The sequence below is a fragment of the Klebsiella sp. w6 genome (assembly GCF_033100215.1).
Classification (GTDB): Bacteria; Pseudomonadota; Gammaproteobacteria; order Enterobacterales; family Enterobacteriaceae; genus Klebsiella; species Klebsiella variicola.
In genome coordinates, this window is record NZ_CP136907.1 from 1,661,309 (window position 1) to 1,678,280 (window position 16,972).

Annotated in this window: 14 protein-coding genes; 9 read left to right on the forward strand and 5 right to left on the reverse strand. The window is 59.8% G+C overall.

What is annotated here, in order from left to right:
- Positions 1-10: 10 nt before the first annotated feature.
- The 9 genes from xylB (at position 11) to R0140_RS08090 (ending at position 10,282) form a co-directional block, all read left to right on the forward strand.
- Complete coding sequence (gene xylB / locus R0140_RS08050) at positions 11-1,474, forward strand: xylulokinase (RefSeq protein WP_032740112.1); 1,464 nt, start codon at positions 11-13, stop codon at positions 1,472-1,474.
- A 70-nt stretch (positions 1,475-1,544) separates the two neighbouring features.
- Positions 1,545-2,822: a D-arabinitol transporter gene (gene dalT, locus R0140_RS08055; RefSeq protein WP_008804068.1), complete on the forward strand. Its 1,278-nt coding sequence runs from the start codon at positions 1,545-1,547 to the stop codon at positions 2,820-2,822.
- A gap of 48 nt (positions 2,823-2,870) precedes the next feature.
- The gene (locus R0140_RS08060; protein ID WP_032740111.1) at positions 2,871-3,533 is read left to right on the forward strand and encodes an HAD family hydrolase; all 663 of its coding nucleotides are present in this window, start codon (positions 2,871-2,873) and stop codon (positions 3,531-3,533) included.
- A gap of 297 nt (positions 3,534-3,830) precedes the next feature.
- Positions 3,831-4,985 carry a mandelate racemase family protein gene (locus R0140_RS08065; protein ID WP_008804070.1) on the forward strand — a complete coding sequence of 385 codons (1,155 nt, stop codon included), beginning with the start codon at positions 3,831-3,833 and terminating at the stop codon, positions 4,983-4,985.
- Positions 4,986-5,104: 119 nt separating this feature from the next.
- The gene (locus R0140_RS08070; RefSeq protein ID WP_032740110.1) at positions 5,105-6,727 is read left to right on the forward strand and encodes an ABC transporter substrate-binding protein; all 1,623 of its coding nucleotides are present in this window, start codon (positions 5,105-5,107) and stop codon (positions 6,725-6,727) included.
- The gene (locus tag R0140_RS08075; RefSeq protein WP_317703966.1) at positions 6,724-7,761 is read left to right on the forward strand and encodes an ABC transporter permease; all 1,038 of its coding nucleotides are present in this window, start codon (positions 6,724-6,726) and stop codon (positions 7,759-7,761) included. The genes R0140_RS08070 and R0140_RS08075 overlap by 4 nt, the downstream gene beginning before the upstream one ends.
- Positions 7,758-8,663, forward strand: coding sequence for an ABC transporter permease (locus R0140_RS08080; RefSeq protein ID WP_032740109.1), 906 nt, complete (start codon positions 7,758-7,760; stop codon positions 8,661-8,663). Before R0140_RS08075 ends, R0140_RS08080 begins: the two co-directional genes overlap by 4 nt.
- Complete coding sequence (locus R0140_RS08085) at positions 8,635-9,498, forward strand: ABC transporter ATP-binding protein (protein WP_032740369.1); 864 nt, start codon at positions 8,635-8,637, stop codon at positions 9,496-9,498. The genes R0140_RS08080 and R0140_RS08085 overlap by 29 nt, the downstream gene beginning before the upstream one ends.
- Before the next feature lie 10 nt (positions 9,499-9,508).
- Positions 9,509-10,282 carry an ABC transporter ATP-binding protein gene (locus R0140_RS08090; RefSeq protein ID WP_032740108.1) on the forward strand — a complete coding sequence of 258 codons (774 nt, stop codon included), beginning with the start codon at positions 9,509-9,511 and terminating at the stop codon, positions 10,280-10,282.
- Positions 10,283-10,521: 239 nt separating this feature from the next.
- Here R0140_RS08090 and yegS read toward each other — a convergent pair whose 3' ends face one another.
- The 5 genes from yegS to R0140_RS08115 all read right to left on the reverse strand — a co-directional run bounded on the left by yegS (position 10,522) and on the right by R0140_RS08115 (position 16,972).
- Positions 10,522-11,418 carry a lipid kinase YegS gene (gene yegS, locus R0140_RS08095; RefSeq protein ID WP_008804075.1) on the reverse strand — a complete coding sequence of 299 codons (897 nt, stop codon included), beginning with the start codon at positions 11,416-11,418 and terminating at the stop codon, positions 10,522-10,524.
- 242 nt (positions 11,419-11,660) lie between these two features.
- Positions 11,661-13,022, reverse strand: coding sequence for a prephenate-dependent tRNA uridine(34) hydroxylase TrhP (gene yegQ, locus R0140_RS08100; RefSeq protein ID WP_008804076.1), 1,362 nt, complete (start codon positions 13,020-13,022; stop codon positions 11,661-11,663).
- A 316-nt stretch (positions 13,023-13,338) separates the two neighbouring features.
- Positions 13,339-14,061, reverse strand: coding sequence for an envelope stress response regulator BaeR (gene baeR, locus R0140_RS08105; protein WP_004201558.1), 723 nt, complete (start codon positions 14,059-14,061; stop codon positions 13,339-13,341).
- Positions 14,058-15,560 carry an envelope stress sensor histidine kinase BaeS gene (gene baeS, locus R0140_RS08110; protein ID WP_008804077.1) on the reverse strand — a complete coding sequence of 501 codons (1,503 nt, stop codon included), beginning with the start codon at positions 15,558-15,560 and terminating at the stop codon, positions 14,058-14,060. Before baeS ends, baeR begins: the two co-directional genes overlap by 4 nt.
- Entirely contained in the window at positions 15,557-16,972 is a 1,416-nt protein-coding gene (locus R0140_RS08115; RefSeq protein ID WP_032740107.1) for an MFS transporter, read from the reverse strand. The genes baeS and R0140_RS08115 overlap by 4 nt, the downstream gene beginning before the upstream one ends.

Here is a 16,972-nt window from a genome sequence, read left to right on the forward strand (position 1 = left end):
AGAGGTGGCTATGTATCTGGGTATCGATCTCGGCACATCGGAAGTCAAAGCGCTGGTCATTGATGAGAACTATGAGGTTATCGCCAGCCATAGCGCGCCGCTGAGCATTCAGCGGCCCCATCCGCACTGGTCAGAACAAGCGCCGGAGCTATGGTGGGAGGCGACGGAGTACCTGATGAGCACGCTACGGGAAAAATGCGCGCAGCACTGGCCGGCCATCAAGGCGATTGGCCTCTCCGGACAGATGCACGGCGCGGTGTTGCTGGATGAAGAGGGGGAGACGATCCGTCCGGCCATTCTGTGGAACGACACCCGCTGCGCCGCAGAGTGCGCCGAGCTGGAGGCGATGGCGCCGGAGCTGCATCAGGTGGCGGGCAACCTGGCGATGCCGGGCTTTACCGCGCCGAAGCTGCTGTGGGTGCGCCGTCATGAGCCGCAACACTTTCAGCGCACCGCAACGGTGCTGCTGCCGAAGGATTATCTGCGCTATCGGATGACCGGGAAGAAAGTCTCCGACATGTCGGACGCCGCCGGGACGCTGTGGCTGGACGTGGCGAAGCGCGACTGGTCCGACGCTCTGCTGGACAAGTGCGGCCTGTCGCGCAGCCAAATGCCGGCACTGGTCGAAGGCTGCGAGGTTTCCGCCACCCTTGATCCGCAGGTGGCGGCGCGCTGGGGGCTGAACGCCTCGGTGGTGGTGGCCGGGGGCGGGGGGGATAACGCGGTTAGCGCCATTGGCGTCGGCGCGGTCTCGCCGGGGGATGCGTTTATTTCGCTCGGCACCTCCGGGGTGCTGTTTGTGGTGACCGACGCCTATCGTCCGGCGCCGCAGTCGGCGGTACATGCGTTTTGTCACGTGCTGCCGAACCTGTGGCACCAGATGAGCGTCATGCTGAGCGCCGCCAGCTGTTTGCAGTGGTTCTGCCGCCTGACCGGCACCACGGAGGTGGCGCTGCTGGCGGAAATTGCCGAGCTCAGCGAGGAGGAGAAAGCCCACGCCCCGTTCTTCCTGCCCTATCTCTCCGGCGAACGTACCCCGCATAACGATCCTGACGCGCGCGGCATGTTCTGGGGCATGACCCACGCCAGCCTGCGCGCCCAGCTTGGCTACGCGGTGCTGGAAGGGGTGAGCTTCGGTATCAACGACGGCCTGCAGGCGTTGAAAGAGAGCGGTACGCCCATCGCGCAGTGCTCGCTGGTGGGCGGCGGCGCCCGCAGTCCTTTCTGGGCCCAGCTGCTGGCCGACATTCTCGCTATGCCGGTGGTGACCCATAAAGGGGGAGAGACCGGCGGCGCGCTGGGCGCGGCGCGGCTGGCCTGCCTGGCGGCGGGCAAACCGATTGCCGCGGTGTGTGAAAAACCGGAAGTCTGGCAGACCTGGCGTGCGGATCCCGTTCGCCACCACACCCTGATGCAACGCTACGCGCAGTTTAAAGACCTGTATTTAAACGACCTGAATTATCGGCAGCACTGATTTTCATCATAACAGCCGCTTCGTTGCACATCGCGGAGCGGCCACCCTGTACCCTGAAAACGAGGTCATTATGTCTATCAATAATAAACAGTGGCTCGGTTTACCCCTGAACCTGCTCTGGGGATACATCGCCATTGCCGTATTTATGACCGGCGACGGTTTTGAATTAGCCTTTCTGTCGCACTATATCAAAGCGCTCGGCTTCTCTCCGGCGGAGGCCTCCTTTGCCTTTACCCTCTACGGCCTGGCCGCCGCGCTGTCGGCGTGGATTTCCGGCGTGGTGGCGGAAATTATCACCCCGCTGAAAACGATGATGATTGGCTTCGTGCTGTGGTGCGTGTTCCACGTGCTGTTCCTCGTTTTCGGCCTCGGTCACGCCAACTATGCGCTGATCCTGATTTTCTACGGCATCCGCGGCTTCGCCTATCCGCTGTTCCTCTACTCGTTTATCGTGGCGATTGTCCATAACGTCAAAAGCGACAATGCCAGCTCGGCCATCGGTTGGTTCTGGGCGGTCTATTCCATCGGCATCGGCGTGTTCGGCAGCTATATTCCGAGCTTCACCATTCCGCACATTGGCGAACTGGGGACTTTATGGCTGGCGCTGGCCTTCTGCGTCACCGGAGGCGTGATTGCCCTGGCTTCCCTGCGCCATATTCAAACGCCGCAGCATATGCAGAATCTCACCACTCGCCAGAAATTTTCCGAGCTGGGACGCGCCGCGACGCTGCTCTATACCAACCGCAATATTCTGCTGTCGAGTATGGTCAGGATTATCAATACCCTCTCGCTGTTCGGTTTTGCGGTCATTATGCCGATGATGTTTGTCGATGAGCTGGGCTTCACCACTTCAGAATGGCTCCAGGTATGGGCAGTCTTCTTCTTCACCACCATTTTCTCTAACGTGCTCTGGGGGATCCTGGGGGAAAAACTGGGCTGGATGAAGGTGGTGCGCTGGTTCGGCTGCATCGGGATGGCGCTCTCCAGCCTGGCGTTTTACTACATCCCTCAGCACTTTGGCCATAGCTTTGCGATGGCGCTGATCCCCGCTATCGCCCTAGGAATCTTTGTCGCCGCCTTCGTGCCGCTGGCCGCCGTGTTCCCGGCGCTGGAGCCGAAGCACAAAGGCGCGGCGATTTCGGTCTATAACCTGTCGGCGGGGATGTCGAACTTTCTCGCGCCGGCGATTGCCGTGGTGTTGCTGCCGTTCTTCAGCACCATCGGGGTGGTGATTGCCTACACCGCATTGTACGTGGTGGCCTTTTTCCTCTGCGCCTTTATCCGCGTGGAGCAGCCGGGGTTCTCCCACAAGGAAGCAACCGCCCGCGAGCAGGTTGAATTCTCTTAGGTGATGCGGCTGGCATGAAGCGCATGCCAGCCTTAATGAGGTGAACGAATGAGTATGCAGGCGGTTATTTTTGACATGGATGGCGTGATTATTGATTCCGAGGCGCTGTGGCGCCAGGCGCAGATTGACGCCCTCGCGCAGTGGGGCGCAACGGCGAGCGTGGATGAGTGTGAAACCCTCACCAAAGGCAAACGCCTCGACGAAATCGCCGGCACCTGGTGCCGCTATTTTCAGCTTGATCTCGACCCGCAGCGGCTTGAAGCCGCGATATTGCAGCGTATTACCGGCCTGATCGCCAACGAAGGCGAGCCGATGCACGGCGTGCATGAGGCGTTACGCTATTTTCGCGAGGCGGGCTATCAAATTGCGCTCGCCACGTCATCATCCCGCCAGGTTATTGCCGCTGTGCTGAACAAGCTCTCGCTCTGGCACTTTTTCGACGTGGTTTGCAGCGCGGATGATGAACCACGCGGCAAACCGCACCCGGCGGTGTACCTGACGACGCTGCGCAAGCTCAATCTCAACGCCAGCCAGTGCCTGGTGATTGAAGACAGTTACAACGGTTTTTGCGCGGCTCAGGCCGCTGGCATTCCAACGGTGGTTGTCGCCGAAGATAGCCGACAGGGGCGCTATCAGGCCGCTGTCGGCCGCTATCAAACCTTACCTGAACTACTGGAAGCGCTTAACGCCGAGCCAGCGACGGTCGCATAACTTACGCTTTCGTGAGCGCAGAAAATCCCGGGATGTACACGGTCGGTCACTCTCTTTTCTGCGCTCACGCCCTTTTTTCTCCATGCCGATCCGCCTCACATTTCGCTCATCTTTTGTGAAAACAGTCACGTCTTGTTGTGCCAATGCCCAAATTTATGGCCTTGCTTAGCGGTGTTTGTCCGAGGCACTGCTACGTAATTGTGCTTAGATTATATATTGAAACGTATTTTCAATAATGTGAAACCGCTTTGCCGATTTACCTCTGTCGATCGGATTTGGCCGTGATAAGGATTGAGCATGAAAATTGAATCTGTGAATGTCACCGTTTTCCAGTATCCCACTCGTCGGGTTTCCGACAGCGCCGGGCACTCCCATCCGGGGGCTGAAAGCATGGCCAAAATGGCGATGCTGACCATCACCGCTGATGATGGGGCGCAGGGTTTTTCGTTTGCGCCTCCGGAAGTCGTGCGCCCGTTCGTGGTGAATACTTTTTTTCGCAAAGTGCTGGTGGGGCAGGACCCTTTTAACCGCGAGCGTATCTGGCAGGATCTTAACCACTGGCAGCGCGGCAGCGCACATCAGCTAACGGAGCGCGCGCTGTCGTTTGTTGAACAGGCGCTGTGGGACCTGATTGGCCGCAGCCTCAGGATGCCGGTCTACAAGCTGCTCGGCGGCTATCGCGACACCGTCCCGGCTTACGGTAGCACCATGTGCGGCGACGATCTACCGGGCGGCCTGTCGACCCCGGAAGAGTATGCCGCCTTTGCCGAAAAGCTGGTCGCCCGCGGCTACAAGGCCATCAAACTGCACACCTGGATGCCGCCAATCTCTTTTGCGCCCAATCCCAAAATGGATATTAAAGCCTGCGCGGCGGTGCGCGAAGCGGTAGGGCCGGATATTGACCTGATGATTGATGGCTATCACTGGTACAGCCGCGCCGAGGCGCTGTGGATCGGCAAAGCGCTGGAAAAACTCAATTTCGCCTGGTTTGAAGAGCCGATGGAGGAGGATTCGATGTCCTCCTACGCGTGGCTGGCGGAAAACTTGTCGATTCCCATCGTCGGGCCGGAGAGCTTCGGCGGCAAGCACCACATGCGCGCCGAATGGGTGAAAGCCGGAGCCTGCGACATTCTGCGCGCCGGCGCTAACGGCGTGGGGGGCATTACCCCGACCATGAAGGTGGCGGCGCTGGCGGAATCTTTCGGCATGGATTGCGAAGTCCACGGCAACGGCGCGGCAAGCCTGGCGGTGGTCGGCGCGATCCGTAACTGCCGTTGGTATGAGCGCGGCCTGCTGCATCCGTTCCTCGACTACGATGAACCGGCGGCCTATCTCAACAGCATTGTCGACCCGATGGATGATCAGGGATTTGTGCATTTGTCACAACGTCCGGGTCTCGGCGAAGACATTAATTTTGCGTATATCGAAGCCAATACCGTTAGCCACGACTGATTTAAAAAAATAAATGCCCGGTGGCGCTGCGCTTATCGAGCCTGCGGCCCGGTAGACCGGATAAGGCGAAAATGCCGCCATCCGGCAACATGTACCCTACAGTACAGGCAAACAGAGATATGAAAAAAACCTCCTTACTGGCAGCGTGTATTCTCGCGCTCGCCATGTCGATGGGGAGCGGAGAGGCGGTGGCGAAAACCCCGCCCGACCAGCTGATCATCGGGATGAATATGAATAACCTGCTCACCCTTGACCCGGCGGCGATGACCGGTAACGAAGTGGTGGGGATCGTGGTCAACCTCTACGACTCGCTGGTGGAGCTTGACCCTGAGCAGCTCACCACCGTTAAGCCCGCGCTGGCGAAATCCTGGGATATCAGCCCCGACGGCAAAACCCTGACCTTTCATCTGCGCGATGACGTTAAGTTTCACTCCGGCAACCCGCTGACCGCCGCCGACGTCGTGTGGTCGATGCGGCGCATCCTGCACCTCAACCTGGCCCAGGCCTCGGTATGGAAATCCTATGGCTTCAGTAAGAAAAATATCGACAGCCAGGTCAGCGCGCCGGACCGCTTCACGGTGCAAATCGTATTACCCAAAGATAACGATCCGCAGCTGGTGATTTACTCGCTGGCGGCGCTGGGCAACCTCGGGGTGCTGGACAGTAAAACGGTGCAAAGCCACCAGCAGGATAACGATTGGGGAAACCGCTGGCTAACCACCCATGAAGCCGGTTCCGGGCCGTTTACGCTGGAAACCTGGCAGGCAAAAGAGGTGCTGCGCATGAAGCGTAATCCTGACTACTGGCGCGGCGAGGCGAAAATGAGCCGCGTAGTGTTGCGCCATTTTCAGGAGTCGCAAACCTTGCGTCTGATGATCGAAAAAGGCGACCTCGATATTGCCAACAACATGGCGGTTTCCGATATCAACGCCCTGCGCAGCGACCCGCAGCTGACCGTCGATGCGGTGCAGCGCGGCACCATGTACTACGTGGCGATGAGCATGAAAGAGGCGCACTTCGCCAATCCGAAAGTGCGCGAGGCGGTGCGCTATCTGATTGATTATCAGGGTATCAATAAAGCGCTGATGCCGGGCTACGGCGTGCTGCACCAGCGGCCGATTAAGGCGGGCATGCCATCCACGCTGCCCGACCCTGGCTATAAGCTGGACGTGGCGCGGGCGAAAAAGCTGCTGGCGGAAGCGGGATATCCCAACGGCTTTGATACCACGCTGCGGGTACTCTCCGATCAGCCATTTCTTAACATCGCTATCGCCGTGCAGTCGACGCTGATGCAGGCGGGGATTAACGCCAAAATCATCACCGGCACCGGTAACCAGATCTACGGCGCGATGCGCGAGCGTAAATTTGACCTGCTGGTAGGTCGCGGCGGCAGCGGGATGGAGCCGCATCCGCACTCCAGCCTGCGCGCGCTGGTCTATAACCCGGATAACAGCGATAAGGCGCGCCTGACCAACTTCCAGGGCTGGCGTACCGGTTTTTACGACCCGCAGCTTAATACGATGATTGACCAGGCCCTGCTGGAACGCGATCCGCAAAAACAGGTGGCTGACTACCAGGCCATCCAGACACGCTACGACCAGCTGGTTCCGGCTTTAATTCCGCTTTCGCAGATGGTTGATTCGGTCGTCGTGCGCAACGAGGTACGGGAGTATCAGCCGCACCCCTCCGCCACCACTTTTCTGCGTGACGTCTATAAAGTCCGCGAAGGAGAGAAAGGATGAGTACCGCAATCCTTGCGCCCGGCTCACGCGGCCGGCGCTTATCCAAACGGCTACTGCAGGTGGTGATTACGCTGTTCGGCCTGCTGCTGCTGACCTTTACCATTGGCCGCGTCATGCCCATCGACCCGGTGCTGGCGATTGTCGGCCCGGATGCTGACCAGAGCACCTATCAGCAGGTTTACCAGCAGCTGGGGTTTGATAAATCGCTGACCACCCAGTTTGGTATCTATTTCGTCAACCTGCTGCACGGCGATCTGGGCAATGCGCTGCTGACCGGGAAACCGGTGGTGGACGATATTATCCGCGTCTTCCCGGCCACCATGGAGCTGGCGACGATGGCGATTATTGTCGGCGCGGGTCTTGGTATTCCGCTGGGCGTGTTGGCGGCGGCGCGGCGCAATAGCGTCTCCGATTATGTGGTACGCATTATCAGCCTGGCGGGCTACTCGACGCCGATCTTCTGGGTCGGAATGATGGGACTGCTGGTGTTCTATGCCTGGCTTGGCTGGGTAGGCGGCGCCGGGAGGGTAGATCTCGGGCTGGATGGTGTGGTGCCGCGCCGCACCGGCCTGATGACCGTTGATGCGCTGCTGGCAGGCAACGGCCAGGTGTTCTGGAACGCCATTAATCATCTGATTCTTCCCGCCTCGCTGCTGGGTTTTCACTCGCTGGCTTATATCAGCCGTATGACCCGCAGCTTTATGCTGGCCCAGCTGTCGCAGGAGTTCATTATTACCGCGCGGGTGAAAGGGCTGACCGAGCGTCAGGTTATCTGGAACCATGCGTTTCGTAACATCCTCGTGCAGCTGCTGACGGTAGTGGCGCTGGCCTACGGCGCGCTGCTGGAAGGCGCGGTGCTGATTGAAACCGTCTTCTCATGGCCGGGTCTCGGCTCCTACCTTACCGGTAGCCTGCTGCTGGGCGATATGAATGCGGTGATGGGCTGCGTGCTGCTGGTGGGCGTGATCTTCGTGATGCTCAACCTGCTCTCCGACATGCTGTATCAATTCTTTGACCCGAGGACAAAATCATGACCGTTTCTCTGGATTCGCCGCTTTCGGGCGGTGCGGGCGAAGGCCGTCAGCGGCTGCAACGCGCGGCGGCGCGGGCCGTCGGGTTTATCGGCAAAATGGCGCGCAATCCGCTCACGGCCATCGGCGGAGGCATTATCTTTCTGCTGCTGGTGGTGGCGATTTTCGCGCCGCTGATTGCGCCTTATAACCCGCTGGTACAGAACCTGAATAGTGCGCTGGTCGCGCCGAATGCACAGCACTGGTTCGGCACCGATGAGTTTGGTCGGGATATCTTTAGTCGCCTGGTGTATGGCTCCCGCATCACGCTCTATATCGTGCTGCTGGTCTCGGTGACTGTCGGTCCGCTCGGGCTGCTGCTGGGCGTCAGCGCCGGCTATTTCGGCGGTAAAGTCGATATGGTGCTGATGCGCGTCACCGATATTTTCATCTCCTTCCCGAGTCTGGTCCTCGCGCTGGCGTTTGTCGCCGCTTTAGGACCGGGGCTGGAGCACGTGGTTATCGCCATCACGCTGACCGCCTGGCCGCCGATTGCCCGTCTGGCGCGCGCCGAAACGCTCTCTCTGCGCCAGGCCGATTTTATCTCCGCCGTGCGTCTGCAGGGCGCTTCATCGGCCCGCGTCCTCTGGCGCCATATCGTGCCGCTGTGTCTGCCCTCGGTCATTATCCGTATCACCATGAATATGGCCGGGATCATTCTGACCGCGGCCGGCCTCGGCTTTCTCGGCCTCGGCGCGCAGCCGCCAGAGCCGGAGTGGGGAGCGATGATCTCCAGCGGGCGCACTTATATGATGGAGTGCTGGTGGGTCGTAACCATTCCGGGGCTGGCGATTCTGATCAATAGCTTAGCGTTCAACTTCTTAGGAGATGGCCTACGTGACATCCTCGATCCCCGTAGTGAATAATGCACCGCTGCTCGACGTGCGCGATTTGTGCGTCGACTTTGTTAACGGTAGCGCGGTGACCCACGCCGTGCGCGGCGTCTCCTTCCAGCTGGGGCATGAGAAGCTGGCCATTGTCGGCGAGTCCGGTTCGGGTAAGTCCACCGTTGGGCGCGCGCTGCTGCAGCTGCATCCGAAAAAGGCCCGCGTCAGCGCCAGCCGGATGCAGTTTGCCGATCTCGATCTGCAGCATCTAAGCGAAGCGCAGATGCGCGGCGTACGCGGCAAACGTATCTCTATGATTATGCAGGACCCGAAATATTCGCTTAATCCGGTGGTCTGCGTGGGTAAGCAAATCGCCGAGGCCTGGCTTACTCATCATCCCGGGCGCAAAGATGAGGCGAAAGCCAGGGCGCTGGAGATGCTGAAGGTGGTGCGTATTCGCCAGCCGGAGCGCGTTTATCAGCTTTATCCGCATGAAATATCCGGCGGACAGGGGCAGCGCATCATGATCGCCATGATGCTGATTACCGACCCGGAACTGATCATTGCCGATGAGCCCACCTCCGCGCTGGACGTGTCGGTGCGCCTGCAGGTGCTGGGCCTGTTGGATGACCTGGTTCAGTCGCGCGGGCTGGGGCTGATTTTTATCAGCCACGATATCAACCTGGTGCGCAGCTTCTGCGACCGCGTACTGGTGATGTACGCCGGACGGGTAGTGGAGTCCATCGCCGCTAAAGATCTCGATAACGCCCGTCACCCCTACACTCAGGGATTGATTAACTCGCTGCCGGATATGCAGCATCGTCGCACGATACTGCCGGTGCTGCAGCGTCAGGCCAGCTGGTTAACGGATTAAGGAGCGGATAATGATTGAAGTTCAACATCTCAACCTCGCGTTTGGCGAGGGGGAGAAGCGTAACCAGGTGCTGTATGACGTCAGTTTCCACGTTAAGCCCGGCGAGATCTACGGTCTGGTAGGAGAGTCCGGTTCCGGTAAAACGACGGTGCTCAAGTGCCTGGCGGGGCTGTTTACCCACTGGCAGGGGGAACTGACCATCGATGCTCAGCCCTTAGGGCATGAAATTAGCCGCGAGCGCTGCCGTCAGGTGCAGATGGTATTTCAGGACCCCTACGGATCGCTGCATCCCCGTCACACCATTGGCGATATCCTCGAAGAGCCGCTGCAGATCCATCGTTTAAATGACCGCGACCGGCGGATCAATGCGCTGCTGGATAAAGTTGGCCTCAACCGCGCTTTTCGTGAGCGCTATCCGCATCAGCTCTCCGGCGGGCAGCGGCAGCGCGTGGCGATAGCCAGAGCGCTGATTCTTGAGCCACAGGTGCTGCTGCTGGATGAGCCGACGTCGGCGCTGGATGTGTCGGTGCAGGCTGAGATCCTTAACCTGCTGGCGGAATTGCAGCGGGAGGCGAAGCTCACTTACCTGATGGTCACCCACGATCTTGGGGTTATTGCCCACTTATGCCAGAAAGTGGCGGTGATGCAGTACGGGAAGATCCTCGAAACCCTGACGGTCGATGCGTTGGTCAGCGGCGAGGCGCGGACGGCCTATACGCAGATGCTGGTTAACGCCAGTCGGCAATATACGCGCGAAATGGCGCGCGAGGTGGCGGACTACTAAGCTTGATGGCGCATTGTCTCACGGCAGATGCGCCCATTTTAATGGGTAATTATTTGATATTATGTGAGTTTGAGGTTGTAGATATCGTCTATTAATGTAAGTGCGGTGTTTGGATCGATATCCTGCCCAGGTTTTTCCTGCAGCCGCAGGTGCCGTTTTACCTTAACATTCAGAGGCTCAATCAACGAACCCGGCTGCTGTATACCAGCCGGGCGCCGTCTTTGCTTTGCGAAGCCTGATCAACGTAGCAGCGGGCAGTCGGGCGGCAGCCGGCAGCGCAGGGCCGCCGGTAACAGCTCCATGCGGAAGGTTTTTCCGCTGAGCGGCTCGCCGTCGAGGTTAAACGTCATCTCATGGGGGGCGGTGATCTCAAACCATGAGGAGACACCGTCAACAATATTCGGCGAGTTTTCCGGATTCGCCAGGGTGCTGAACAGGGCAGGGATCAGCTCTTCGCCGGTGAAAATGCGCAGATGCAGCAAACCATCGTTAATCAACGCCTCCGGGCACAACTGCTGGCCGCCGCCGGCTTGGCGGCCGTTGCCGATGCCAATGACCAGCGCATCGCCCTGCCAGTGAAAGTTCTCTCCGCGGATCTCGCAGCGGTCCGGCTTCAGGGTATCCATACGCATCAGGCCATGGATTAAATAAGAGACACCGCCGAGCGCGGCTTTGAGTTTTTCCGGCGTTTCGGTGGTGATTCGGGTGCCGAACCCGCCGGTCGCCATATTAATAAAGCCGGTTTTATCATTCACCCGGGCGATATCTATCGGCACATCGCGGCCGACGATCGCCAGCTTGAGGGCGCTGGCCAGATCCTGCGGAATGCCGACGCTGGTGGCAAAGTCGTTGGCCGTGCCCAGAGGTAAAATCCCCAGCGCCATCTTGCTACCGCGCTCCACCAGCGCGGTCGCCACTTCATTAATGGTGCCGTCGCCGCCGCCGGCGATCACCGTTTCAACGTTCAGCTGCAGGGCTTCATCGATAAACCGCACGGCATCGCCCTTTTCCCAGGTGACGCGGACGTGAATATCGATCCCTTCGTCGCGTAACAGGTTAACCGCCTCGCGTAACTGCGGTTCATTGGCACCTTTGCCGTTAAGGATCAGTAAGCTGGCAGGAAACGTAGACATCATCAAGGGAACCTTTATTGCTTAATGTTGCATAAAGTGTACCGCATGACGCAAGCGAAGACCGGAGGAGAGGCAAAAAAATAAGCCCGCGTAAGGGAGATTACGCAGGCTAAGGAGGTGGTTCCTGGTACAACTAGCATTTATGGGTTATGTTTTTCAGCGAAATGGATGATACCTGTTTCGATCGAAACGGTATGTGATCCGATTCTAATATCCTTACATCATGAAAAAATAACGCAAATTAACTAGTTACCGTGCGGATTTCTGGTTGTCTGACCAGTGAAGTTGCGCATCAGCAGCGCATACTGCAGAGGCAGGTCGTCCGGCACAGGCAACCATACGGTATAACCATCGCCCGGGGCCACCGGCATGGCTTCGCCTTTGCCATTTTCCATATGCTCGAGGGTGAAGTTGACGTTACCCTGCGGGGTCATCAGCTCGAGGCTGTCGCCGACGCTGAACTTATTTTTGACCGCCACGGCCGCCAGCGGGCCGTTACGCTCCCCGGTGAATTCGCCGACAAACTGCTGGCGCTCGGAGAGGGAGTAGCCGTACTCATAGTTCTGGTAATCGTCATGGGTATGGCGGCGCAGGAAGCCTTCGGTGTACCCGCGGTGGGCCAGTCCTTCCAGGGTCTCCAGCAGGCTGGTATCAAACGGTTTTCCGGCGGCGGCATCGTCGATCGCCTTGCGGTAAACCTGGGCGGTACGCGCGCAGTAGTAGAAGGATTTGGTGCGGCCTTCGATCTTCAGCGAGTGAACGCCCATCTGGGTCAGACGCTCAACGTGGGCGATAGCCCGCAGATCTTTCGAGTTCATGATGTAGGTGCCGTGCTCGTCCTCAAAGGCGGTCATATACTCGCCCGGACGTTTGGCTTCCTCAATCATAAAGACTTTATCGGTCGGCGCGCCGATGCCGAGGGTGGGCTCCACGGTCTGCACCGGGATCGGCTCATATTTGTGGACGATGTTGCCGACGTCGTCCTCTTTGCCTTCCGCCACGTTGTATTCCCAGCGGCAGGCGTTGGTGCAGGTCCCCTGGTTCGGGTCGCGCTTGTTGATATACCCGGAGAGCAGGCAGCGGCCGGAGTAGGCCATGCACAGCGCGCCGTGGACGAAAATCTCAATCTCCATCTCCGGCACCTGGCGGCGAATCTCTTCGATTTCGTCCAGCGACAGTTCACGCGACAGGATCACGCGGGTCAGCCCCATCTGCTGCCAGAATTTAACCGTCGCCCAGTTGACGGCGTTAGCCTGCACTGAAAGATGGATCGGCATCTCCGGGAAGTGTTCCCGCACCAGCATGATTAAACCCGGATCGGACATGATCAGCGCGTCCGGCCCCATCTCCACCACCGGCTTCAGATCGCGAATAAACGTTTTCAGCTTGGCGTTATGCGGGGCGATGTTGACCACCACATAGAATTTTTTACCCAGCGCGTGGGCTTCATTGATGCCGAGCTGCAGATTTTCGTGATTGAATTCGTTGTTACGCACGCGCAGCGAGTAGCGCGGCTGGCCGGCATAAACGGCATCGGCGCCATAGGCGAAAGCGTAACGCATATTCTTCAGCGTTCCCGCCGGGGAGAGGAGTTCTGGTTTAAACATGGTGTTCTCGTTCTGATGACAGGTCAGATTCGCCGCACCTGGTGCGGCGAGTTGGGGAGTGTCCCCACATTAAGGGCGGGCATTGTAGCGCCGCGGCGAAGGGGAGTAAATATCAGATGGGTATCTTTCAGTATGGCTAATTTGTTTGCCATTTTGAACCTGGGCAGTGCTCACACTGACAGCACTCATAACGCCTGGGGGGATAGGCTCTGGAGTTCCCCGGGTTGCGGCGTAAACGCCTTACCCGGGCTACGGTGTGCAGATGGCGGTGAACGTGTAGCCCGGCTAAGCGCAGCGCGAGCCGGGAAAAGGCTAACTACGCCAGTCGGCAGGCGTCTGCTTCCCAGCGATAGCCAACGCCATACACCGCGCGAATAAACGACTGCTCGGCGTCCAGCGCCTCCAGCTTGCGCCGCAGGTTTTTGATGTGGCTGTCGATGGTGCGGTCGGTGACTACCCGATAATCGTCATACAGATGGTTGAGCAACTGTTCGCGGGAGAAGACCTTGCCCGGCTCCTGGGAGAGGGTTTTCAGCAGCCGGAACTCGGCGGGAGTGAGGTCCAGCAGCTTGTCGCGCCAGGAGGCCTGAAAACGACCTTCGTCGACAATCAGCGGGCTCTGGGCGTCCAGCGCCTGCAGATCGCGCTGCGGCTTGCAGCGGCGAAGAATGGTTTTCACCCGGGCGACCACTTCCCGCGGGCTGTAGGGCTTGCAGATATAGTCGTCGGCGCCAATTTCCAGCCCCAGCAGTCGGTCGATCTCTTCGATTTTCGCCGTCACCATCACCACCGGAACGTCGGAGAAGCGGCGAATTTCCCGGCACAGCGTTAAACCGTCGGTGCCGGGCAGCATCAGGTCCAGCAGGATCAGGTGCGGCGGCGTCTGCCGAACGTAGGGCAGGACCTTGTCACCGTGGTTAATCAGCGTAGGCGCATAGCCGGCGGCTTGCAGATAATCAATCAGCAGCTGGCCGAGCTTCGGTTCATCTTCCACGATAAGAATGCGCGGGGTGTTTTCATCTACAGGCAATTCAGTCATACGTCTCTCGGTAAATCATGTTCCAGAGGTAACTCAACTTTAATGCTAACCCCGCCAAAAGGCGAATGGTCGGCACGCAGGGTGCCGCCGTGGGCCGCGACAATATTGAGGCAAATCGCCAGTCCGAGGCCGGAGCCGCCGCTGGCGCGATTGCGCGATCCTTCCGCCCGGTAAAAGCGTTCGCACAGGCGGGCCAGCTGCTCATCGCTGACGCCGGGGGCGCTGTCGGCGAAGTCAATCACCAGCATTCGGCCGCTGCGACGGGCGGTGATGTGCAGGCTGCCGCCGCTGTCGGTATAGCGCAGGCTGTTCTCCAGCAGATTGTTGAAGAGCTGCATCAGGCGGTCGCGGTCGCCGAAGATCATCGCCTGCTCGGGGAGCGACACCTGAATGCTCAGCTGCCGGCTGGCGAAGCGCTCGCGAAAAGCGCCCGCGGCCACCTCCAGCAGGGTGATGATATCCAGCGACGTTTTCTGGTAGGCCAGCGCCCCCTCGTCGGACATCGACAGCTGATGGAGGTCGTCCACCAGCTTGGTGAGGGTAGCCACCTCGGCCTGCAGGGAGGGGATGGACTCGGGGGTGAAGCGCCGGACTCCGTCCTGAATCGCCTCCAGCTCGCCACGCAGCACCGCCAGCGGAGTGCGCAGCTCATGGGAGATATCGGCCATCAGATCGCGACGCATCTGCTGGTTGCGCTCCAGGGTGCTGGCGAGCTGGTTGAAATCCTGCGCCAGGCGGCCGAGCTCGTCGCCGCCGGTCACCGTCACGCGGGTGGAAAAGTCACCCGCCGCCAGCTTATGGGTGCCTTCCACCAGCCGCTTCACCGGCGCCAGCAGGCCGCGGGCCAGCGGGAAAGTGGCCAGCGCGGCTAGCAGGGTGGCAAGGGCGACAATCAGCCAGCTGGTGCGCTTTTGCTGCCGGTCGAAGTTAATATCGGTATTACGCGTCAGCCGCTCTACCGGCGAGGCGATCACCTTGCCTACCTCCACGCCGTTGACCACAATGCTGCGCTGGGTGCCGTCCTCCGGTACGCGCTCACGGGGCCCCACCAGCACGCGGCCCGACTGATCGACCACCCAGAACATGGTGCGCCAGCCGTGGGGCGGCATTTCCGGCCTCGGCGGCGGGGTGTCGCTGGAGCCGTCGGGCGGCCCATCCGGCGGCGGCCCATCCGGCCCCTGACCCTCCATCGGACCCGGCTTCATGCCGTGTCCCGGTGGCGAACGGTCGTCGTTATCCCGTTCGAAGGTGCGCAGCAGCTGGAAGATAAAGCGGTCGTTGTTGCGCAGAAACGCCCAGCTGCCGTGCTGGGCATACTGCTCACTCAGCGCGTCGCTGAGCATGGTTAACCGCTGCTCATTACCGCGCTTGATGTAGTCGATAAACCCACGTTCGAAACTGATACGCACCGCCCAGTGCATGCTGATCAGCAGCACGATGCAGGTGGCGAAAATAGCGAGGAACAGCTTACCGGTAATGCCCGGGCGCCAAAATTTCACGATCCACTCCTGTTGCGTCGACGGATGACGGTATTGCTGCCGACGTCATCCGGTACCCGGGAAAAGATGAGCGCCGGGAGGGCGATGATCGCCGCCATGCTCAGATAGGTATAGAGAAAGACCTGATGGGTGCTGGCGGCGTCGAGGCTCATATGCTGCTGGCCATACAGCCCCAGCAGCAGCCCGGCGATGGTCACGCCGATACTCATCGACAGCTGCATCACCATCGACAGCAGGCTGTTGCCGCTGCTGGCCAGATCGTCCGGGAGATCTTTCAGCGTCAGGGTATTCATTGAGGAGAAGCGGCTGGAGTTGATCATCCCCTGCAGAAACAGGACCAGCGGCAACGCGTAATACCACCCGGCCAGGGCGCTAAACATAAACAGCAGGCTGACCGCCGCCAGGCCCAGGGTGCTGGCGACCAGTACCCGACGGTAGCCAAAGCGGTTGACCACCTGGACCACGATCCGCTTCATGCCCATGCTGCCGAGCACCATCGGGATCATCATCAGCCCGGCGTGAAAGGGGGAGAAGCCGAGGCCAATCTGCAGAAACACCGGAGTCATAAACGGCAGCATGCCGCTGCCGATGCGTCCGGCGAAGCTGCCGCCGAGGCCGAGGGAGAAGGTGCGGTTACGAAACAGGTTGAGGCTGAACAGCGCCCGGGCGTTACCGCGGGCGTGCCACAGGTACAGCAGCAGGGCGGCGAGGCCGACGGCCACCAGCCCCGCCAGCCAGCGTGACGATATACCGAGCCCTTTCTGGCCGTCCAGCGCCAGGGTCAGGGTCGCCATCCCGGCGGCCAGCAGCAGAAAGCCGGAGAGGTCGAAGCGCCGGGTCTGCAGGGTGTAGTTGGGCATCAGGCAGAGGGTGGCGATGGCGCCGACGATCCCCACCGGGATATTGATGAGGAAGATCCAGTGCCAGGAGGCGTACTCCACCAGCACCCCGCCCAGCGCCGGGCCGAGCAGCGGGCCAACCTGGCCCGGCAGGGTGACGAAAGTCATCGCCGCCATGTACTGATCGCGTGGGACGATCTTCATTACCGTCAGGCGACCAACCGGCACCATCATCGCGCCGCCGACCCCCTGCAGCACCCGCGCCATCACCAGCTGGTCAAGGGTGCTGGCCTGGGCGCAAAACAGCGACCCGGCGGTAAACAGCACGATGGCGGTGAAGAAGATATTGCGCACCCCGACCCTGTCGGCCAGCCAGCCGCTGGCCGGGAGCATGACCGCCACCGTCAGGACATAGGAGACGATGATCATATGCATATGCAGCGGGCTCTCCCCGAGGCTTTTGGCCATCGAGGGGAGGGCGGTGTTAACGATGGTGGTGTCCAGCGACTGCATAAAGAAGCCGAACGCCACTATCCATAGCTGCCAGCGCACGCTGGCCGGGAGGTCTGTCAT